Raw genomic sequence first — 18,338 nt, forward strand, 5'->3', positions numbered from 1 at the left:
GCGCTCCCGCTCAGCCCATGATGTTCTTCTTGTTGTGGAACAGCGGGTCACCCATGCGACACACGTTGTTCCCCTCGAACTTGACGTCGAACGAGTACATCATGAACTCGCACTCGCTCATGTTCACACTGGAGACCACGCCGCCTAACGTCCCCGCCTCGTCGCCTGAGGAGCGCGAGTACTTCGCGCCCTTCACCATCGGCATCTGTCCGTCGGTCTTCACCGACGACGGGCCCTGCGAGGTGTCCGACGCCTGCCCGATGTTCGGGTAGGGGATCGGAATGGGACTCGGCGCCGCGGGGGTCTTGCACACGTCGGGGAACGCGATGCTCATCCCGCCGCTTCCCTTGTGCGCGACCCCACGCATGTTCGCGAACGTCGTCTGCCCCACGTCATCCTCCGTGTCGGTCCCACTCCACCATACGCGCCGGTCCGGCGCGCGCCATCACGCCGCCAGAACCCCCACCGCCGCGCGCGGACCGTCGTCCGACGATCCGTAGACCAGGCACGGGCTGCGGCGGTAGCCGCCGGCGAGGCCTAACGCGGCCAGCCCCACCATGAGCGGCCCGCACGCCGCACCCGTGTCGCCGGTGCAATCGGCCGGGTGGTGCACCTCGTGCCCAGGGTCGAACGCTGTGTGGTTGCGCGTGTGGCTCACCCCCCACTCCTTGGCCCAGTGCTGCTCGCCGTTCATCGACGAGTAGACCTCGCGCACTGGAAGCGGCAGCGCGCCGCCGCCGACCAGCGCGCCGACGGTCTGCGCGAGCCCGTCGCCGCGATACGGCGCCTCGCTGTAGAGGTGCCCCGGCTCCTCACCGAACGCGCCCGGTGTCACGGCCGCGAGCGCCGGGACGCCGGCCCGCCTCGCGGTGTCGCGCGTGGCGAGCAGCACGAACGCGGCGGCCTCCCCCGGGATGAATCCATCGAGGTGCGTCGCCGACTTCACGCGCTTTTCGAGGTCGAGCGTGCCGAGCACGTAGGCGTCGCGGAACGTGTCGACGCCGCCCGCCACCATGAACGGCGCGTGTCCCGCGCTCACGTAGGCCGCGGCCATGTGGATCGCCGCGATCCCGCCGGCGCGCCCCGTCGGCGATGCGTCGCTGCGGCCCAGCTCCACGGCGCCTCCCACCTGCGCCGACAGGCGCGCGAGAAACGCGACGGGGTCGAGCGGTCGCTGCCCGCTGGTGAGGCGTGGCGCTGGCAGCGCGACGACCACCCCCGGCTTGGGCGCCTCGGCGGGTAGCACCGTGAGGCACTCGCGCAGCGGCTGCGTGGCCAGCCGCAGCAGCCGTGCCTCGCGTGCCGTCAGCCCCGCGTCCACGGTCCCGAGCCCTGCCATCCCGTCGTCCGGCACCTCGCCGAGCACGAATGGCTCGAAGTGGTGGTCGAGGAGGCTCGATTGCGCGAACAGCGCCAGCCCCGCGCGCACCGCCGCCGCGGTCTCCGCGGCCGTGAGCCCCACTGGCGTCGTCATTCCGACGCCCACGATCACGGCATCGGTCGGTCGCGGCTCGGTCGCCATGGATCGCCCCTCCTTACGCGCGGGCCACGGCTGCCGGCGCGGCATACGACGCTCCGCCACTTGGGGGCGCCGCCACGCCGGGTGCGGCCCGCCGCGCCGCGACGCGAATCTCGCTCACCCGGAGCACCTGCTTGTCGCACCGCAGCGCCGCGCGCCACACCATCGTGAGCCGGGCCGCATCGGCGTCGATGAGCACCGTGTCGAGCACGGCCGCCCGCGGCTGTTCCGCGCCGTCCAGGACGAAGCTCACACCCACCTGCGCACGCGGCAGGACGAAGCGCACCGGTCCCCACGGCGACACGCCGTGCAGCTCCACCGGCTCGCCGCCTAACAGATGGCCGGGCGCGATCTGGTCCGCTGGCGCGAGATGGAAGAATCGCGGATCGAAGTCGGTCGGGAGGTACGGCGCGCGCGTCGACTGCCACCGCTCGTCGTACGTCCCCGCCCACCGCCGGCGCGGCATCCAGTGCGCGCACAGCGGCGCGAAGCACGCCGGCGTGTGCCCCGACTTCCACGACGTCACCGGGTCCGCCGGATCCTCGAGGTTGGGTAGCGGCATGCCGACGGTCGGGCCCGGACCGTTAGGCGCGCGGAGTCCCGCGCCGACCGGGTTGCGCGGCTCCTCGTGCCGCACGCCCTCGACCTCCTCCGCGCCGCCGAACGCGCGCTCCCACACGAGGGGCATCTTCGTGAACGGCGCCGGTGCCGACGGGGTCCACACGGCATCGTGCAGCCACACGCGGTCACCGAACACGCGGACCACCTTGCGAATCGGGCCTACCGCGAGGCCCACGTCCATCCACGTGGTGGGCCGGCCGTTAGGCGCGTGCGCGTGACCCACGAGCAGCACGTCGGTCGCCGGCTTGAGCAGGGAGATGTCCGACGCCGCCTTGAGGCTCGACGTCGCCGGATCGCCCCAGTGCTCGGGGCTCACCGTGACGGGAATCTGCTCCGCGGCGAGCGGCGGCTCGCCGGCCGCGTCGAGCGGCTGGTCGAGCGCGAACGTCCCCTTCACGACGGCGTAGAGCGTGTCCACGCCGTCGGGGTCGGGGCTCAGAAACATCGTCGCGGCGAGCCCGGTGGGGTTCTTGAGCTGGAGCACGGAGGGCTGTCAGGCAGCTCAGTTCATCGCGACCTTGCTGCCCTTCACCACCACGTCCGACGACGCCTTCACGTTGATCTTGCCGGAGCCGTCGATCGTCACGTCCTTGCCCTCGATCTTGATCGTGCCATCCTTCTTCATCGTGATCGTCGCGTCGCCGGTCTTGAACACGATCTCGTCGGCGGCCTGCACGAGCAGCTTCTTTCCGACATCGAGCTTGTCGTCCTTGGCGACGCTCGTCGTCCGCGCCTCGCCGACGGTGTGCTCCTCGTTCTTGCCGATCGTCGTCTTGAGCTCCTCGCCGATGTCGGTCGTCTGGTCCTTCGCCACGGTCACCGTGCGATTGGCGCCGACGTCGATCGACTGGTCCTTGCCGATCGAGACCGTCTGGCCGTCGGCCACGCTGATCGACTCGGCCTTGCCCACCGACTCGGTGCGATTGCCACCGATCGTGATCGTCTCGTTGCGCCCGACGTTCTCCGTGCGGTCGCGGTCGATCTTCACCGTCTGGTCGCGCCCCACCCACTGCGTCTCGTCGTTCTCCACCTCGATGTCCTGATTCTTCTCGGCGTGGATGAACAGCTGCTCGCTCCCCTTCTTGTCCTCGAACCGGATCTCGTTGAAGTTCGCCGCCGTCCCCTTGAGCGACGACCGCGACTTCACCCCGCTCTGCGTCTTGTTCGCCGGCAGCGCGTAGGGCGGCATCTGCTCCGCGTTGTACACCGACCCGATGATGATCGGCCGGTCCGGGTCGCCCTCGAGGAAGTCGACCACCACCTCCTGGCCGATGCGCGGGATGTGGATCGCCCCCCACTGCTGCCCGGCCCACGACGTCGACACGCGCAGCCACCCCGAGCTGTTCGCGTCGTTCTTCCCGGCGCGGTCCCAGTGGAACTGCACCTTCACGCGGCCGTACTTGTCCGTGAAGATCTCCTCGCCCGCCGGGCCCACCACGGTCGCCGTCTGGCAGCCGTGCACGAACGGCCGCGGCGTGAGGCGGGGCGGCCGGTGCACCACCGCCGCCGGCACGCACGTGAACGTGTTCTCGTAGTTCTGCGGCGGCGCGGCACCCGCCGGGCCGCCCGTCGGCGGCGTCGCCTCGACGCGCCCGACGTGCGTCACCGTGAGCAGCAGGTAGTCGCCGTCCCCGTTCGCGTGGTTCGTCAGCGTGAAGCGGAACCCCGACGCCAGGTTCCGGCAGTTGCTCATCCCGCGGATCACCACCGCGCCCGAGTCCATCTGCCGCGCGCGGATCTTCGCCGTGCGCGCGTTGTCCTGGAAGATCTTCTGCACGTCCGCCGGCCGGTCGCCGCCGCCCGGCGCGGTGCCGGAGAAGCGCTGCGCGTACTCGCCCGGGTAGTCGTAGAGCTCCAGCTTGTCGGAGACGGAGAGGTGCAGCTTGTGGGTCACCTTCCCCGCCGTCACCGAGTCCACGACCGCCGCGTCCGCCGACAGGTTCTTGTGCGGCAGCTCGAACGTGTGGTCCCACAGCGTCACCTTCCCCGACGTGATCGTCTGCCGCTTCTCCCACAGCTGGATCCGATCGTCGGTGCGCGTGCCGCCCGTGAGCGGCTCGAACTTGATCGTCGCGCCGGTCGGGAGCGTCGGGTGGCCCTGCGGCGTGTCGCCGACGACGAGCGTGTGCGCGCCGTCTTTGTGCTCGAAGAAGTAGAACATCCCTTCCTCTTCCATCAGCCGCGACGCGAACGCGAGGTCGGTCTCGCGGTACTGCGTGCAGTAGTCGCGCGGCTCGTACGTCCCGTTCAGCTCGAAGCGCACGTCGAGCCCCGTGAGCACCTGCTCGAGGATGTCCGGCACCGTGACGTGCTGGAAGATCCGGCTCTGCGTGCGCCGGCCGAGGAGCCACAGGTTCGGCACGATCTCGAGCCGGTACGGCACCTTCGCGAACGGCCCCGCCGAGACCGTGACGCCCCCCTCCTCGACGCTGGCCACGATGCCGTTGAAGAACCGGTGGTCCCCGCCCGGCAGGTCCACCACCACGGTCGCGCTCTTGCCGAGCACCGCGTCGAACGTCAGCAGCCCCGGGCCCGACTTCGCGTCGCGCGGCGCGGACGCCAGGATCGACAGCTCGAACAGCTGCGACACGCCCTCGCGGCACGTGAAGTCCTGCACGTCGAGCGGCACGTCCGCGGTCGGGAGCTTGAGCGTGATCATGGCGATGGACCCTCGGAGACGGATACGTGAGCCGTCGTTAGGCGTTCGTTAGGCAGCTGTCACGCCGGTGCCGCGGCGGCCGCCGCGGGTGCCAGCGAGAAGCCGTCGGCGCGCGCGGCGGGCGTCACCTCGTACGAGAGCTCGCCGGCGTCGTCCACGGTCACCCGGATCGCGCCCGGCTTCGTGCCGTCGGCGATCGCCTCCAGCAGTCGGCGCCCGATCTCGGGGAGCATCGTGTTCGTGAGGATGTTGTCGACGTTGCGCGCGCCGCTCTCCACCTCGGTGCACCGCGCCGCCACGGCGTCGATCAGCGTGTGGTCGTGCACGAGCGTCACCTTGTGCGTCTCGCGCAGCCGGCGCTCGATCTTCCCGAGCTTGAGCCGCACGATCTTCTTCAGGTTCTCGTCGCGCACCGGGAAGTAGGGGATCACGACCATGCGGCCGAGGAACGCCGGCTTGAACGTCTTGTCGAGCTCCGGCTTCAGCGCCTTCGCCAGCCCGTCCACCGACGGCATCGTCTCCGGGTCGCCGGTGAGCGTCATGATCGTCTCCGTGCCGGCGTTCGTCGTCAGCAGGATGATCGTGTTCTTGAAGTCGATCTCGCGCCCCTCGCCGTCCTCCATCCGCCCCTTGTCGAACACTTGGAAGAACAGCTCCAGCACGTCGGGATGCGCCTTCTCCACCTCGTCGAGCAGCACCACCGAGTACGGCTTGCGCCGCACGGCCTCGGTCAGCACGCCGCCCTCGCCGTAGCCGACGTAGCCCGGGGGCGAGCCCTTCAGCGTGGAGACCGTGTGGGCCTCCTGGAACTCGCTCATGTTGATCGTGATGACGTTCTGCTCCCCGCCGTAGAGCAGGTCGCCTAACGCGAGCGCCGTCTCCGTCTTGCCGACGCCCGACGGCCCGACGAGCATGAACACGCCCTTCGGCTTGTTCGGATCCTCGATCTTCGCCGCCGACGTCCGGATGCGCTTCGAGATCGCCTCGAGCGCGTGGTCCTGTCCGATGACGCGCGCGCCGAGGTGCCGCTCCAGCTCGAGCATCGTCGACAGCTGGTCGCGCACCATCTTGCCGACCGGCACGCCGGTCCACCCGGAGATCACCTCGCCGATGATCGACGCGTCCACCGCGACGCGCATGAGCGGCGTCTCGCCCTGCACCGCCTCCAGCTTCGCGGTCAGCTCCGCCAGCTCGGTGCGCAGCTCGTCGGGACTCGGGACTCGGGACTCGGGACTCGAATCCGTCCCCGAGTCCGGAGTCCCGAGTCCCGAGTCCCCATTCGTGTGCGCCTCCTCCAGCTGCGCGCGGATGCCCCGGATCTTCTCCACGAGCCCGCTCTCCTCCGTCCACCGCGCCTCGAGCGCGGCGAGCTGCGCCTCGACCTCGGTGCGCTGCGCCGCGATCGCCGCGAGCCGCTCCGTGTGGTCGATGCCTAACGCGGCCTCGCGGTCCAGCACGCGTGCCTGCACCCCGAGGTCGTCCAGCCGCCGCCGCGCATCCTCGATCGGCGCCGGCGTCGCCTGCTGGCCTAACGCGAGGCGCGCGCACGCGGTGTCGAGCACGCTCACCGCCTTGTCCGGCAGCTGACGGTCGGGCAGATACCGGTGCGACAGCCGCACCGCCGCGTCGAGCCCGTCGTCGGTCACGCGCACCGTGTGGTGCGCCTCGAGCGCCGGCACCACGCCGCGCATCATCAGCAGGCACACGTCCTCGCTCGGCTCCTCCACCTTCACGAGCTGGAAGCGGCGCGAGAGCGCGGGATCCTTCTCGAAGAACTTCTTGTACTCGGCCCACGTCGTCGCGGCGAGCGTGCGCAGCTCGCCGCGCGCGAGCGCGGGCTTCAGCAGGTTCGCCGCGTCGCCCTGCCCCGCCTGGCCGCCGGCGCCGATCATCGTGTGCGCCTCGTCGATGAACAGGATGATCGGGCTCGCCGAGTTCTTCACCTCCTCGATCAGCCCCTTCAGCCGGTTCTCGAACTCGCCCTTCACGCCGGCGCCCGCCTGCAGCAGCGCGAGGTCCAGCGTGCGCACCGTCACGTTCTTCAGCGGCTGCGGCACGTCGCCCTGCACGATGCGCAGCGCGAAGCCCTCCACCACCGCGGTCTTGCCCACGCCCGCCTCGCCGACGAGGATCGGGTTGTTCTGCCGGCGCCGCGTGAGGATGTCGACGACCTGCCGGATCTCGAAGTCGCGGCCGAGCACCGGGTCGATCTTCCCCGCCTTCGCGCGCGCCGTGAGGTCCACCGTGTACTGGTCGAGGTTCGGCGTCCGTCCGCCGACCTTCGGGGTGCCGTCCGCGTTAGGCGCGCCGGCGGCCGCGCTGCCGCCGCCGCGCGCGATCCCCAGCTCGCCGGCCGCCTCGGTCGACGGCGCGGTGACGGTCGCGAAGTCCTTCTTCAGCGCCTCCGCCGGGATCTTCTCGAACTCGCGGCTGACGTCCTTCGCCAGCCGCGACAGCTCGTCGTTCGTGAGCAGCGCGAGCACGCAGTGGCCGATGCGCACCTGCGGCGCGGTGAAGTCGATCGAGCCGATCGTCCACGCCTCGGTCAGCATCTTCACGAGCGAGGGGCTCAGGCTCGGCGTGCGCGCGTTGCCGCTCTTCAGCCGATCGAGCCCGCGCGCGAGGTCGTCGGCGAGGCGCGAGCGATTGACGCCGTAATGCTTCAGGATCGTCGCCAGATCGCCGTCGGTCGCGTCGAGCGCCTTCGTGAGGAAGTGCTCGATCTCGACGTCGTAGTGCGTGCGCGACAGGCACAGCCCGGCCGCGGACTCGACGCACCCGCGCGTCGCGGGGTTCAGCTTCCCGATGAGGGATCGCAGGTTCACCGACATGACGGCTCCGACGTGACGGGGGGAGAAGGGAATGGTGTTAGGCGGTCGGCATCACGAATTCCGCATCTCGTATCGCGTGGCTGTGCACCCGTCCAGCTTCGCAATACGCAATACGGACTGGTTTCTGCTCTTCAGCACAATCGGAGGACGGTGTCGTCCGGATCGCGCGGGAGGGTCCGGGTGGCGAGCCAGCTCCCGCGGCCGAGCGGGCCGGGCGCGGGGCCGGTGGCAGGCACGCCGAGCACGCTGGGCGGCACCGCGTCGCGCGACAGCACGAGCTGCGCGTCCACCCCAACCTGCTCGTCGGCGTAGAGGCGCGCCAGCGCGCACAGCGCCCCGTGCTCCTCGCCCCCCGGCAGCAGCGCGTCGAACTGCGCGCGCGTCAGGGGGCCGAGGCGAAGTCGCACGCGCGCCTGTGGGTCCCACGCTTCGTCGCCGAGCACGCCGAGCCCGAGCCGCCCCGCCTCGCCGTCGGCGCCCACGGTGCACTGGCCGGTCGCGTCCACGCGCCGCCACTCGCCCACGAACTGGTCGACCGACGCCGGCACGTCGAAGTAGTCGCCGACGAGCCGCGCCAGCCCGTCGGCCGGCCGCGAGCGCACGGCGAGGATCCCGGCGTAGTAGGCGAGCGCCTCGTCGCGCACCGGCAGCCGCTCGCGGTGCCCCGGCGTGCCGACGCCCACGAGGTCCAGCAGGTGCGCGAGCAGCCGGTCCTCGCGCGCGCCCCCCGACTCGGCGGCGATCGTGAAGCGGCTCCGCTCCCACGCGCGGTAGAACAGCGACAGCACGCGGTGGTGGAACAGATCCAGGAAGTCGCGCAGCGCCGTGTCCTTCGTGCGCGCGCGCGCCGCCGCGTACTCCGTGTACACGTGCGGCAGCACCCCCTGCGGCCCCGTGAGGCCGAGGAAGTTCACCGTCATGCGCGCCGGCACGTGGCGCTCGGTGCGATCGGCGGGCGGCTTCGCGCCGTCCTCGTCGCCGAACGTCAGCGCGTGGATCTCGCTCGGCGGGAACGCGAGCGACGGATGCACCACGAATCGCACGACCTCGTCGGCCGGATCCGCCCACTCGCCGACCGGCGCGCGCCCGGGCCGCAGCCGGCCTAACAGCCGCACCGCCTGGAAGAACGCGAACGACGTCGGCTCGTCGCGCAGCACGCGCTCGAGCGCCGCGGCCGCCGAGCGGGAGTCGGAACTCGAGACTCGGGACTCGGGACTCGTGGGCTGATAGCTCCCGAGTCCCGCGTCCCGCGTCTCGAGTCCCGACTCGCGCGCTTCCACGCTCATACGAGCGCCCGCACCCCCGCCCGCGGCGCCCACTGCCGCACCACGCGCTTGCGCTGCCGCGACCGCACGACCACCTGCGTGAAGCTGTTCATCGTCGCCTGCAGCGCGAGGAACCGCTCCAGCACGCTCGCGAACAGGAACATGCCGCCGCCCGGAAACTGCTCCTCGTCGAAGTGCAGCTCGACGCGCCGCCCGCGCGCGAACGCGAGTCCCTGATCGCTCACCACGCGCGCGAACGCGGGCTCGCTGCGCACCCCCACGAGCCCGAGGATCTGCTGCCGGGCGGCCTCCGAGTCGCCCACGTTGTGCAGGCGCAGCAGCTCGCGCAGCGCTTCCAGGCCACTGCCGTTCTCGTTGTCGACGAGCGAGAGGTGGTTCAGCGACAGCGTGGAGACGAGACGCCACAGCAGCGGCTTGCCGAGCGCGGGCTGGCGCACCGGCGTCGGCTTCACGAGGCACAGCACCCGGCGCACCGGCCCGCCCTGCGTCAGCTCGAAGTCGCCGCGCTCGTCGACGCCGAACGGCAGGCGGCTCGGCAGGTCGCCGTTGAAGCACGTGAGCCGCGGCGACGCCACCTGCGCGTCGGGGGCGCGCAGCGCGCCGCTGAGGTCCGCGAACGACAGGAACACGTCCGTGCCGCGGTCGGTGCGCCACCCGCTCGGCCGCCGCACCGACTGCCACACGACGCGCCCGGCCGACGTCGAGCGGCCGCTGCGGAACGCGTACATCGGCTCGATCGGCACCGGCTCCTTCTCGCCCGGTCGGATCCCCACGATGCTGTCCACCGACCAGGTCTCGATCTCCAGCCGGCGGCGCGCGTCGGGCACGACGAGGTATTCGGGCTGCCGCTCGGTGAGCAGGATCGGCTCCCCCGACTGCGAGAACAGGTTCACCACGGGCGTGCAGCCGAGGCGGAGCGCGCGCGCCGAGAGGCCGAGCGACAGCAGCTCGCGCCGCTCCGCCCGCTCGAACGGGGAGACGACGAAGAACAGCTCCGCGCGCGGCCCGGCGCCTAACGACTGGAGCGCCGCCGCGACGCCGACCACGTCGACGAACTGGAACTTCTGCGGGAAGACGAACAGCTCCTGGAGCAGCGTGTACGCGCGCAGCGCGCGGCGCGGGTACGGCAGCATCGTCTCGTGCTCGTCGAACCCCACCGGTCGCACGGCGTCGCCGCTCCCGCCCAGCACCACCGGCGCGCGCGTCGGCTGATCGGGATCGCGCACGACCACCGACGTGCAGTTGTTGAGCAGCAGCTCGTAGAGCGCATCGGCCACGCTCGGGTCGCTCGCGAGGTGCAGCCGCAGCGGGCCGAGGCCTTCGACGGCGGGGCCGCCCTCCGTCTCCGGCGGCGCGACCGTGAGCTCTCCGAGGCGCATCCCCTCGAACGCGCGGAGCTCCACGCGCACCGCGCCCACCGCATCGCCGACGCGCGCGCCGCGCCCCACGCGGTCGGCCGTCGTCCACTCCGCCGCGGCGATCGTCGCCGGCCACAGCGTGGTGTCGTAGCACGTGCGGAAGCGGCACGGCATCCCCTGCACGGGGCGCGACCGCAGCTCGCTGCCGCGCGCCACGCGCAGCCCCTGCGGCAGCTGGCCGAGCATCGGGTCGAGCTCCAGCTCCGCGATCGCCATCGACGGCACCGGACGCACGTGCTGCGGGTGGAGCACGTCGAGCAGCGTCTCCGACACCTCGGGGAGATCCTCGTCGAGGCGGAGCTGCACGCGCGCGGCGAGGAACGCGAACCCCTCGAGCAGGCGCTCGACGTGGGGGTCCTCGCACTTCGTGGGCTCCAATTGCAGCCGCGACGCGACCTTCGGGTAGTGGGCGGCGAACTCCGCGCCGAGGCGGCGGAGGTAGGTCAGCTCCTGATTGTAGAACCTCAGCAGATCGTCCTGCACGGTGCTCCTTTCGCGTGGTCTCCGTTGTCCCGCTGCGTCACGCGCCCGGCGTGGTGCCGGCGTCGCCCTCCACCGCGTACTGACCCCGCGCCACCTCGAGCACCGTATCGAACACCACGTGCTCCGGACCCGGGTCCATGCGCAGGATCGCCTCGACCTGGAAGCGCACCATCGGCGTCGACAGCACGTCGACGTCGCCGATGCGCACGACGGGCGACTCCAGCCGCGGCTCGAACCGCTCCAGCGCGTTCTGGATCAGGTCGCGCAGCATCGTGCGCCCCTGGGGCGTGTTCACCGCGATGCCCGTCACGTCCGGCAGCCCGAACTCGTGCACGGACTCGAGCAGCTCGCGATACGACTCGGGCACCACCACGGTCGAGCGGCGCGTGTTCAGCAGCCACTCGATGTCGGCCTGCACCGCGTCGCGGAACGCCTGCGCGGAGTCCTTCGGCGTCGTCGTCGGGTCGCGCGGCGACTTCGGCTCCGCGTCCGTGAGGCGATCGATGAGCGACGGCTGCACCATGCGCTCGATCTCCGTGCGGCCGGCGCGCGGCCGCACGAACTCGCCCGTGGCGCCGCCCGGGCCCATGCGGCCGCCGACCGGAAAGCCGGTCGTGACGCCGCCGGTCCGGCGACGCGGATGCTCGGAGGGGCGCTCGAGCATCGTTAGGCGCCCGCCTGGAGCCCGAGCGCCTGCATCGGATCCAGGCGGCAGATCCGCAGGTACAGATCGCTGCGCGGCTTCCCGGACTCGCCCGCGCGATCCATCACGCGGCAGAGGAGCGCCATCGGCTGTGCGACGAGCGAGCCCGACTCCCACTCGTCGAGCTTCCGCTCGTTGATGTCCTCGATGAGCTTGTCGAGGATCGGCCGCGCGACCGCGTCGAGCCCCGCCTCCACCATGATGTAGGCGATCTGCGTCTGCCGGACGAATCGGCCGCGCGGCGAGCGCGTGCGCGCGAGCTCCGCGGCGAGCACCTCGATCGCCTGGCTCGGGCGGTTCTGCGCCAGCTCGGCGCGCGCGAGCGAGAACGCGTCCGGGGTGCCTAACGCGCGGCCGTCGGCGCGGCGGCGCCCGTTCGGCGTCGCGCGGGCGCGCGCGAGCCCACCGGTGGCCGACGTCGCGTCGTCCTGCGCGAGCGCCTCGGCGAGCGTGGCGGCGCGCGGGTCCTCCGGCTCCTCGGCGGCGTCGCTGGTCGTCTCGGTGTCGTCCGCGACCAGCCCCTCGGCCGCGAGCCACTCGCGGGTCTCCGGATTCGCCGTCGGCGTGTCGTCCATGAGCGTCATCTCCGGCAGCCGCGGCAAGGCGGCGAGGAGCGCGCGCAGCTCGCTCCGCACGGCCGCCGCGACGGCGTCGTACGAGCTCCCGAGCCGGGCGCACGCGGTGAGCGTGTAGCGTTGCAGGTCGAGCCACCCGCGCCCCTGCGGCGACGCCATGAGCGCCTCGCCCTGCTCGAGGAGCTCCGGCCAGTTGCCGTCGAGCAGCAGCCCCTTGAGCTTCGCGCGGGCCGCCGTCGCCGGGGCCTCGAGCAGCTTCGGGTCGAGCTGGCCACCCCCCTCGGGGGCCGCGCGCAGCTCGCCCCAGCGCAGCCCGCGCAGCATGAGGAACGGCGCGGGGCTCGTCGGCATCTGCTTCCGGAGATAGCGCGCCGAGACGGCGATGCGCGTCGTCGCGTCGACGACGCTGATCGGCTCCGGCGGCAGCGACCCGTCCCCGGCCCAACCGGCCGGCGGCGCGTACGCCCCCACGTCGCCGGGGGCGACCTCCGGGATCTCCTCGATCGGATCCGGGTCGGCGGCGAGCTTCTCGGCGAGGATCGGCGTCGTGAGGCGCTGCACGTCCTCGAGCGCCTTGCGCAGCGCGTTGAAGCCGGGCGCGTCACGCCCGAACCGCGCGTCGGCGGCCTTGTCCAGCCCGTCGAGCGCCGCGAGCGCCGCGTTGATGTCGGCGACGAGCGGCTTGTAGAACGCCTTCGTCGCGCCGTCGATCGCCTTGCGCACGACCTCGGGCGGCTTCTTGCCCTGATCGAGCGCCTCGGCGCGCTTGGCCCGCTTCTCCTTGTCCTTCTCGGTCTCCCGCTCCAGCGGGATGTCCTGCGACGCCTGCTCGTCGAGGAACGAGACGTCGTCCGGCGCGATCGGCGTCTGGCGCACCAGGATGCCGAAGTCCGGTCCACCGACCACCGCGAGCGGGCCGGCGCGCACGCCGAGGTCGTCCGGCTCGTCGGGGTCGAGCGCCGGGTAGAGCCCGTCCCAGTACTGCTCCAGCAGCCCCTTCAGCAGCGACAGTCCCGTGGAGAGTCCGCCGAACCCCTCGCGCTTCAGCAGCGCCTCGGTGAGCCACGCCGCGAGCTGGAGGTCCTTCGTCTCCTTGGCGAGGAGCTGCGACGAGAGCGAGATGACCTGCGGCCAGTCGGCGATCTTGCGCTCGGTGGCGAGACCGCCGTCGCTCGGGAGGAACGGGTCCTCCTTCCGGGCCTTCTCGATCTTGTCGTAGCGCTCGTCCGAGTAGCGAAGGTCCTTCCCGGTCGGGCTGTCGCCCGGGATCGGGGCGAGCAGCGTGGCGAGAAGCTCGGCGTTGGGGGGCATCGGATGCGGCAGAGGGGAAACGCAGAGAGACACGAACGGCGCGGGCGGGGCGGGACCTGCTCGCCCCGGAGCCCGCGCCGTAGCGGGTCGAGCGTCGGCGCGACGCGCCCGCCGGTCAGGCCACCGGCTCGGGCGTGGGCGTGAGGGTGATGTCGCGAATCTGGAGGAGCGGCACGTGCTCGCCGTCGATCCGCCAGACCTTCTGGCCGACCGGAGCGAAGCCGCCGTCGTCCGGCAGCTCGTCCCAGTCGGTCGCCCGGCCGAGGCGGATCTCGGGGTCGGTGTGGCGCCACGCGCCGGCGGTCAGCGCCGGCAGCAGCACCTCGCCGAGCTCCAGGTCACGCACCGACGCGTTCGTCGCGATGCGCGCCGGAAGCCAGCGCACGTCGCGCAGCCGCGTCGGGGCCTCGATCCGCACCGAGGCGACGTGGGCGAACGGGATCCAGAGATACCGTCCGCCCGCGATCACCTCGAGGCGGGCGCCGATGCGCGGGTCGGCGTCCTCGATCTCGAGGAACGGCTGGCCGTCCCGCGTGCCCGCCACCGGCCCGGGCGCCGGCGTGCTCGGGTAGTCGCCGGTGGCGAACATGTGCTCGCGCACCCGCTCCGCCTCGATGGCGGAGCGATACAGCAGCGTCCCCATCTCGGCCTTCGCGCCGGCGCGGGCGAGGACATCGAGCTGCTTCTCGGCGCGGTCGTACTGCCCGGCGAGGGCGAGCAGCTCGAACAGGAAGACGCGCCGCTGGGCGTCGGTCGGGTTGTCCCGAAGCTCGGCGCCCAGCGTCTCGATGGCCGCGTCCAACCGCCCAGCAGCGTACAGCTCACGTGCGGAGGGCATCGGCTCGTCTCCGAAGGAAGATCAGGATCAGGTGGTGACCTTCGTGAGGTCCCAGCTGGCCTGGCCGGCCTTCTTCATCGCGCCCTTGTCGTCCTGCGCGTAGTACGTGATCTCGACCTTGCCGAAGGCGAAGGAGACCGACTCGGTCGGCGAGTCGTCGCCGCCGCTGGAGCCCGACCACTGGATCGACTCGACCATGACGTCGGTGAAGACGTAGGTCAGGAAGATCTGCTGGCCCGCGGTGCCGCCGGCCTTGCGCATCGTGACCGTGGCCGTGTCGTAGTGCTGACCGCTCGCGCAGGCGTTGAACAGCGGCGCCGACGACGTCTCGGTCTTCTTCATGATGTTGAACGACGAGATCGAGACCTTGCCGCCGGAGAGGCCCGTCGCGCCCGAGCCGACCGTCACCGGGTTCGAGGCGCCCCACGAGAACGAGTAGACCTCGATCTGACCCTCGTAGCCCGTCGCCGTCGACTCGCCCTTGAGGTCGGGACCTTCGATCTTGAGGAAGGTATCGAATGCCATGGTAGTACGCCTCTCGCGGTGTGGAGGTGTGGAGGGGGGAGTGGATCCGGGTTCGCCCCGGCTTTCCGTTAGGCGGTGCCGCTCGGTCGTTGAGTGCCGGTCGGTCCGTCCTGTCGTGCCTTACGCGTCGGGCGGCGAAACCCGATCACGGCCGTCACAGCGCCGTCATCCAGGCGTCACCGCCCCCCCGCGTCGTCGTTAGGCAGCCGGCGGCGGCAGCTCGGCGACGAGCCGCATCGACACGGCCAGCTCGTCGAGCTGGAAGTGCGGCTTGAGGAACGCGACCGCGCGATACACGCCCGGCTTGCCGGGCACCTCGACCACGTCCACACGCGCCTCGCTCAGCGGGTACTTCGCCTTGATGCCCGCCGGCGCGTCGGGGAGCGCGATGTAGTTCTGGATCCAGCGGTTCAGGAAGTCCTGGATGAGCACCCGGGACGTGAAGCCGCCGATCTTGTCGCGCATCATGACCTTCAGGTAGTGCGCGAAGCGCGACGTCGCGAAGATGTACGGCAGCTGGGCCGAGAGCCGCGCGCTCGCCGTCGCATTGGGCTTGTCGTAGACCTTCGGCTTCTGGCACGACTGCACGCTGAAGAAGGCCGCGTTCGGCGTCCCCTTCTGGTGCACGAGCGGCGCGAAGCCGAGGTCCGCGAGCTCCTTCTCGCGGCGGTCGGTGATCTGCACCTCCGTCGGGCACTTCATCACGATCTCGCCCGCTTCGGTGCGGAAGTTGTGCACCGGCAGCCCCTCCACGAGACCGCCACTCTCCACGCCGCGGATGGAGGCGCACCACCCGTACATCGCGAACGCCTTGTTGATGTTCGCGGCCATCGCGTAGGCGGCGTTCCCCCACAGGTACTTGTCGTGCTCCGTGCCGTCGACGCGCTCCTCGTAGTTGAACGCCTCGATCGGCACCGTCGCGCTCCCGTACGGCTCACGCACCAGGATGCGCGGGCCGGTCAGCGCCACGTAGCGCGAGTCCTCCGTCTCCCGGAACGCCTTCCACTTCGCGTACTCGGTGCTGTCGAAGATCTTCGCGAGATCGCGCGGCTGGTCGAGCTGCGAGTAGCTCTCCAGGTTGAACATGGTCGACGAGGCCGCGCTGATGAACGGCGCGTGCGCCGCCGCGGCGACGTTGGAGATCTTCTCCAGGAGCGCCATGTCCTGGCCGGTCTTGTCGAAGAAGTAGTCGCCGACGAGCGCGCCGAACGGCGTGCCGCCGAAGACGCCGTACTCCTCCTCGTAGACCTTCTTGAACAGCGCGCTCTGGTCGAACTCCGATGCCCGCTCGAGATCCTTCAGCAGATCCTTCTTCGAGACGTTGAGGATCTTGATCTTCAGCATCGTGCCCGTCTCGCTCTGCCCGAGCAGATACTTCAGGCCCCGCCACGACGCCTCGAGCTTCTGGAACTCGGGATGGTGCAGGACCTCGTTCAGCTGCAGCGACAGCAGGTGATCGATCTGCGCGATGCGGGCGTTGATCATCGCCTCGGTGTCGCGCGCGATGGTCATCTGCCCCTCGAGGACCTCGGCGACGAAGCGCTTCACGAGGTCCTTGCCGCGCTCCTTCGTCTGCGCGTCGCGGCCGAGCTTCCCCTGCTCGACGATCTGGTCGAGGAGACCGAGCGACTCGGTGTCCGCGGTGTAGCTCGCCGCCTGGGCGTTCGCCTGGGTCTCAGCCATTGGTGTTGCCCTCCAGCCCGAGCTCCGTGCGGAGCTTGGCCATCTTGTCCGCGTCGCCCAGCGTGGCCTGCAGCACCTCGTCGAGCTTCTCGTTCGTCTGCAGGTTCGCCCGCAGGTTCGCGAGCTCGCCGCGCAGCTCGAGGAGCTTGTTCAGCGCCGGCACCTGCTTCGCGACGGCGTCCGGCGAGAAGTCGTCGAGGCTGCGGAAGTTGAGGTCCACCTTGAGGTTCGGCGCGTCCGACTCCTCGCTCAGCTTGTTCTCCACCGAGAACGCGAGGTGCGGCTTCATGCTCGCCAGCACGTCGTCGAAGTTGTCCGGCGTCACCTCGACGAACTTCCGCTCCTTCAGCTTCGGCAGCGGCTCCGTGGCGTGTCCGGTGAAGTCGCCGAGGACACCCATGAGGAACGGGAGCTCCTTCATCTCGATGGCGCCGCCGGTCTCCACCTCGTACGAGATCTGGATGCGCGGCGGGCGGACGCGTTCGAGCTTCTTCTGGGTGCTTTCAGGCATGTCGATCCCCTGCAGCGTGGAGCGGTGGAGTAAGGAGAGGTGCGCGCCGGTGGCGGCGTGGCTCTGGGGGGCGTAGGGGCCCGGGCGAGGTCCACCCGTTCGATCGTCGGCGACGTCATGCGCCGCCAAATGATTATTTTGGAGGCCATATCGTGCACCTCGCATTCGAGGATGTCAAGCAGATGTGTCTTCCCCGTGACACATCCGAACGCCCGTGCCGCTCGCACGCCCGGCGCGGCGCGGAACTGGCACTCGACGCCGGCCGGGGACCTTCCTGGATCCGCGCCGCGTCCCGATGCGCCATTCCACACTTCCGCTCGCTCGGCTCGCCGCGACACGGTGGATGTCCACCGCCGCGGACCTGCGCGCGGTCGCCGCGTTCGCCGGCGCGCCCCATCGGGTCCTCGCGCCGATCACCACGCCGTCGCTCGTGGCGCAGCTCACGACGCGTCTCGCCACGCCGGCGCCGCTCGCCGAGCTGCTCGGCGCCCTCGGCGGGCGGTTCGTCGTCACGAACCCGTGCGCGACGGCGCGGCTGCCCAGCCCCATCGGCCCGCTCGTCCGCTCCGCGCTCCGCCGCGTGCTGTTCGAGGACGGCGCCGCCGAGCGACTCGGCGACCCGTCGTTCGTCGGGCCGCGCGGCCTAACGCTCGGCGACGCGCGCGACGCGGCCGACGCGCGACGCCTCCGCGCGCTGCTCGCCGCGCTCGACGACGGCGCGCGCGCCGCCCTCGCGCCGGGACGCGCCGCGTGGACCGCGGTGGCGCTGTACGAGCCGCGCACCCTCGCGGTGAGCATCCCCGACCTGCCCGCGGCCCCCGTCGCGCCGTCGCCGCGCCCGATCGCCGCCACGCCGCGCTACCGCCTGGTGCTCGTCGTCGGCCGCGGCGCGCACCCCACCGACTGGGCGGCGCTCGACGAGGCGGCATGTGCGGCAACCGCCGCCGCGTGGCCGTTCGGGGAGGAGCCGCTCCCCTGGTTCGTCGTGCGCGTCCTCGTCTCCGACGCCACCGCGGCGGCGGGCATGGACGCGTCGTCGCTCGCCCAGTGGGCCGCGCTCACCGGCCGCGCCGGTCCGACGAGCCGCGACCGGTACTGGTTCCCCGAGACGTGGGAGCGGTTCCGCGAGCCGCAGCGCTCCGTCGGGCACGTGACGCCGGCCGTCGTCGCGCGCTCGCGCCGCGGCACGCCCTCCGGCCCGCCCGCGCACGCGTCGTACGAGGGCGACCCGTACGCGGAGGCCGTGGGCAACGCGGCATACGCGCTCAACCCGGCGGCCGAGCGCGGCGTGACGGTGCCCCCGGGCTACTGCCTGGTGGACTGCGCAGGGACGCTGGAGGTGGCGGTCGTGACGGCGTAATCCGCAACACGGATT

Annotated in this window: 14 protein-coding genes; 1 reads left to right on the forward strand and 13 read right to left on the reverse strand. The window is 71.5% G+C overall.

The window, feature by feature from the left end; all coding sequences use genetic code 11:
* Nucleotides 1–10: 10 nt before the first annotated feature.
* From J421_RS27370 to tssB, 13 genes are all read right to left on the reverse strand, one after another.
* On the reverse strand, nt 11–391 hold the full coding sequence (locus J421_RS27370) for a DUF4150 domain-containing protein (RefSeq protein WP_025414307.1): 381 nt from the start codon (nt 389–391) through the stop codon (nt 11–13).
* Nucleotides 392–445: 54 nt separating this feature from the next.
* The gene (locus J421_RS27375; protein ID WP_158508928.1) at nt 446–1,522 is read right to left on the reverse strand and encodes a beta-ketoacyl synthase N-terminal-like domain-containing protein; all 1,077 of its coding nucleotides are present in this window, start codon (nt 1,520–1,522) and stop codon (nt 446–448) included.
* Between the two features lie 13 nt (nt 1,523–1,535).
* Complete coding sequence (locus J421_RS27380; RefSeq protein ID WP_025414309.1) at nt 1,536–2,624, reverse strand: DUF2169 family type VI secretion system accessory protein; 1,089 nt, start codon at nt 2,622–2,624, stop codon at nt 1,536–1,538.
* An 18-nt stretch (nt 2,625–2,642) separates the two neighbouring features.
* Nucleotides 2,643–4,799, reverse strand: coding sequence for a type VI secretion system Vgr family protein (locus J421_RS27385; RefSeq protein ID WP_025414310.1), 2,157 nt, complete (start codon nt 4,797–4,799; stop codon nt 2,643–2,645).
* Between the two features lie 59 nt (nt 4,800–4,858).
* Nucleotides 4,859–7,630: a type VI secretion system ATPase TssH gene (gene tssH, locus J421_RS27390; RefSeq protein ID WP_025414311.1), complete on the reverse strand. Its 2,772-nt coding sequence runs from the start codon at nt 7,628–7,630 to the stop codon at nt 4,859–4,861.
* A 131-nt stretch (nt 7,631–7,761) separates the two neighbouring features.
* Nucleotides 7,762–8,916: a type VI secretion system baseplate subunit TssG gene (gene tssG / locus J421_RS27395; protein ID WP_148306577.1), complete on the reverse strand. Its 1,155-nt coding sequence runs from the start codon at nt 8,914–8,916 to the stop codon at nt 7,762–7,764.
* A complete protein-coding gene (tssF, locus tag J421_RS27400) occupies nt 8,913–10,817 on the reverse strand; it encodes a type VI secretion system baseplate subunit TssF (protein WP_025414313.1) in 1,905 nt (634 codons plus the stop codon). The genes tssG and tssF overlap by 4 nt, the downstream gene beginning before the upstream one ends.
* A 37-nt stretch (nt 10,818–10,854) precedes the next feature.
* Complete coding sequence (gene tssE, locus J421_RS27405; protein WP_025414314.1) at nt 10,855–11,481, reverse strand: type VI secretion system baseplate subunit TssE; 627 nt, start codon at nt 11,479–11,481, stop codon at nt 10,855–10,857.
* Nucleotides 11,482–11,483: 2 nt separating this feature from the next.
* Nucleotides 11,484–13,406, reverse strand: a complete 1,923-nt coding sequence (gene tssA, locus J421_RS27410) for a type VI secretion system protein TssA (RefSeq protein ID WP_025414315.1) — start codon at nt 13,404–13,406, stop codon at nt 11,484–11,486.
* Nucleotides 13,407–13,521: 115 nt separating this feature from the next.
* Nucleotides 13,522–14,244: a type VI secretion system accessory protein TagJ gene (locus J421_RS27415; RefSeq protein WP_025414316.1), complete on the reverse strand. Its 723-nt coding sequence runs from the start codon at nt 14,242–14,244 to the stop codon at nt 13,522–13,524.
* Between the two features lie 27 nt (nt 14,245–14,271).
* Nucleotides 14,272–14,769: an Hcp family type VI secretion system effector gene (locus J421_RS27420; protein WP_025414317.1), complete on the reverse strand. Its 498-nt coding sequence runs from the start codon at nt 14,767–14,769 to the stop codon at nt 14,272–14,274.
* A gap of 198 nt (nt 14,770–14,967) precedes the next feature.
* Entirely contained in the window at nt 14,968–16,452 is a 1,485-nt protein-coding gene (gene tssC / locus J421_RS27425) for a type VI secretion system contractile sheath large subunit (RefSeq protein WP_025414318.1), read from the reverse strand.
* Nucleotides 16,445–16,963, reverse strand: a complete 519-nt coding sequence (tssB, locus tag J421_RS27430) for a type VI secretion system contractile sheath small subunit (protein ID WP_025414319.1) — start codon at nt 16,961–16,963, stop codon at nt 16,445–16,447. Before tssB ends, tssC begins: the two co-directional genes overlap by 8 nt.
* 343 nt (nt 16,964–17,306) lie before the next feature.
* Between tssB and J421_RS27435 the strand changes: the two genes are divergently transcribed.
* A complete protein-coding gene (locus J421_RS27435; RefSeq protein WP_025414320.1) occupies nt 17,307–18,323 on the forward strand; it encodes a hypothetical protein in 1,017 nt (338 codons plus the stop codon).
* Nucleotides 18,324–18,338: the final 15 nt, after the last annotated feature.

Origin of the sequence: Gemmatirosa kalamazoonensis, assembly GCF_000522985.1 — a bacterium.
GTDB classification, from domain to species: Bacteria; Gemmatimonadota; Gemmatimonadetes; order Gemmatimonadales; family Gemmatimonadaceae; genus Gemmatirosa; species Gemmatirosa kalamazoonensis.

Coding starts and splice junctions, on each gene's coding strand:
- J421_RS27415 (WP_025414316.1), bottom strand. CDS start 14,244: ATGCCCTCCGCACGTGAGCTGTACGCTGCTGGGCGGTTGGACGCGGCC.
- tssG (WP_148306577.1), bottom strand. CDS start 8,916: ATGAGCGTGGAAGCGCGCGAGTCGGGACTCGAGACGCGGGACGCGGGA.
- tssE (WP_025414314.1), bottom strand. CDS start 11,481: ATGCTCGAGCGCCCCTCCGAGCATCCGCGTCGCCGGACCGGCGGCGTC.
- tssA (WP_025414315.1), bottom strand. CDS start 13,406: ATGCCCCCCAACGCCGAGCTTCTCGCCACGCTGCTCGCCCCGATCCCG.
- J421_RS27375 (WP_158508928.1), bottom strand. CDS start 1,522: ATGGCGACCGAGCCGCGACCGACCGATGCCGTGATCGTGGGCGTCGGA.
- J421_RS27420 (WP_025414317.1), bottom strand. CDS start 14,769: ATGGCATTCGATACCTTCCTCAAGATCGAAGGTCCCGACCTCAAGGGC.
- tssH (WP_025414311.1), bottom strand. CDS start 7,630: ATGTCGGTGAACCTGCGATCCCTCATCGGGAAGCTGAACCCCGCGACG.
- J421_RS27435 (WP_025414320.1), top strand. CDS start 17,307: ATGTCCACCGCCGCGGACCTGCGCGCGGTCGCCGCGTTCGCCGGCGCG.
- J421_RS27385 (WP_025414310.1), bottom strand. CDS start 4,799: ATGATCACGCTCAAGCTCCCGACCGCGGACGTGCCGCTCGACGTGCAG.
- tssC (WP_025414318.1), bottom strand. CDS start 16,452: ATGGCTGAGACCCAGGCGAACGCCCAGGCGGCGAGCTACACCGCGGAC.
- tssB (WP_025414319.1), bottom strand. CDS start 16,963: ATGCCTGAAAGCACCCAGAAGAAGCTCGAACGCGTCCGCCCGCCGCGC.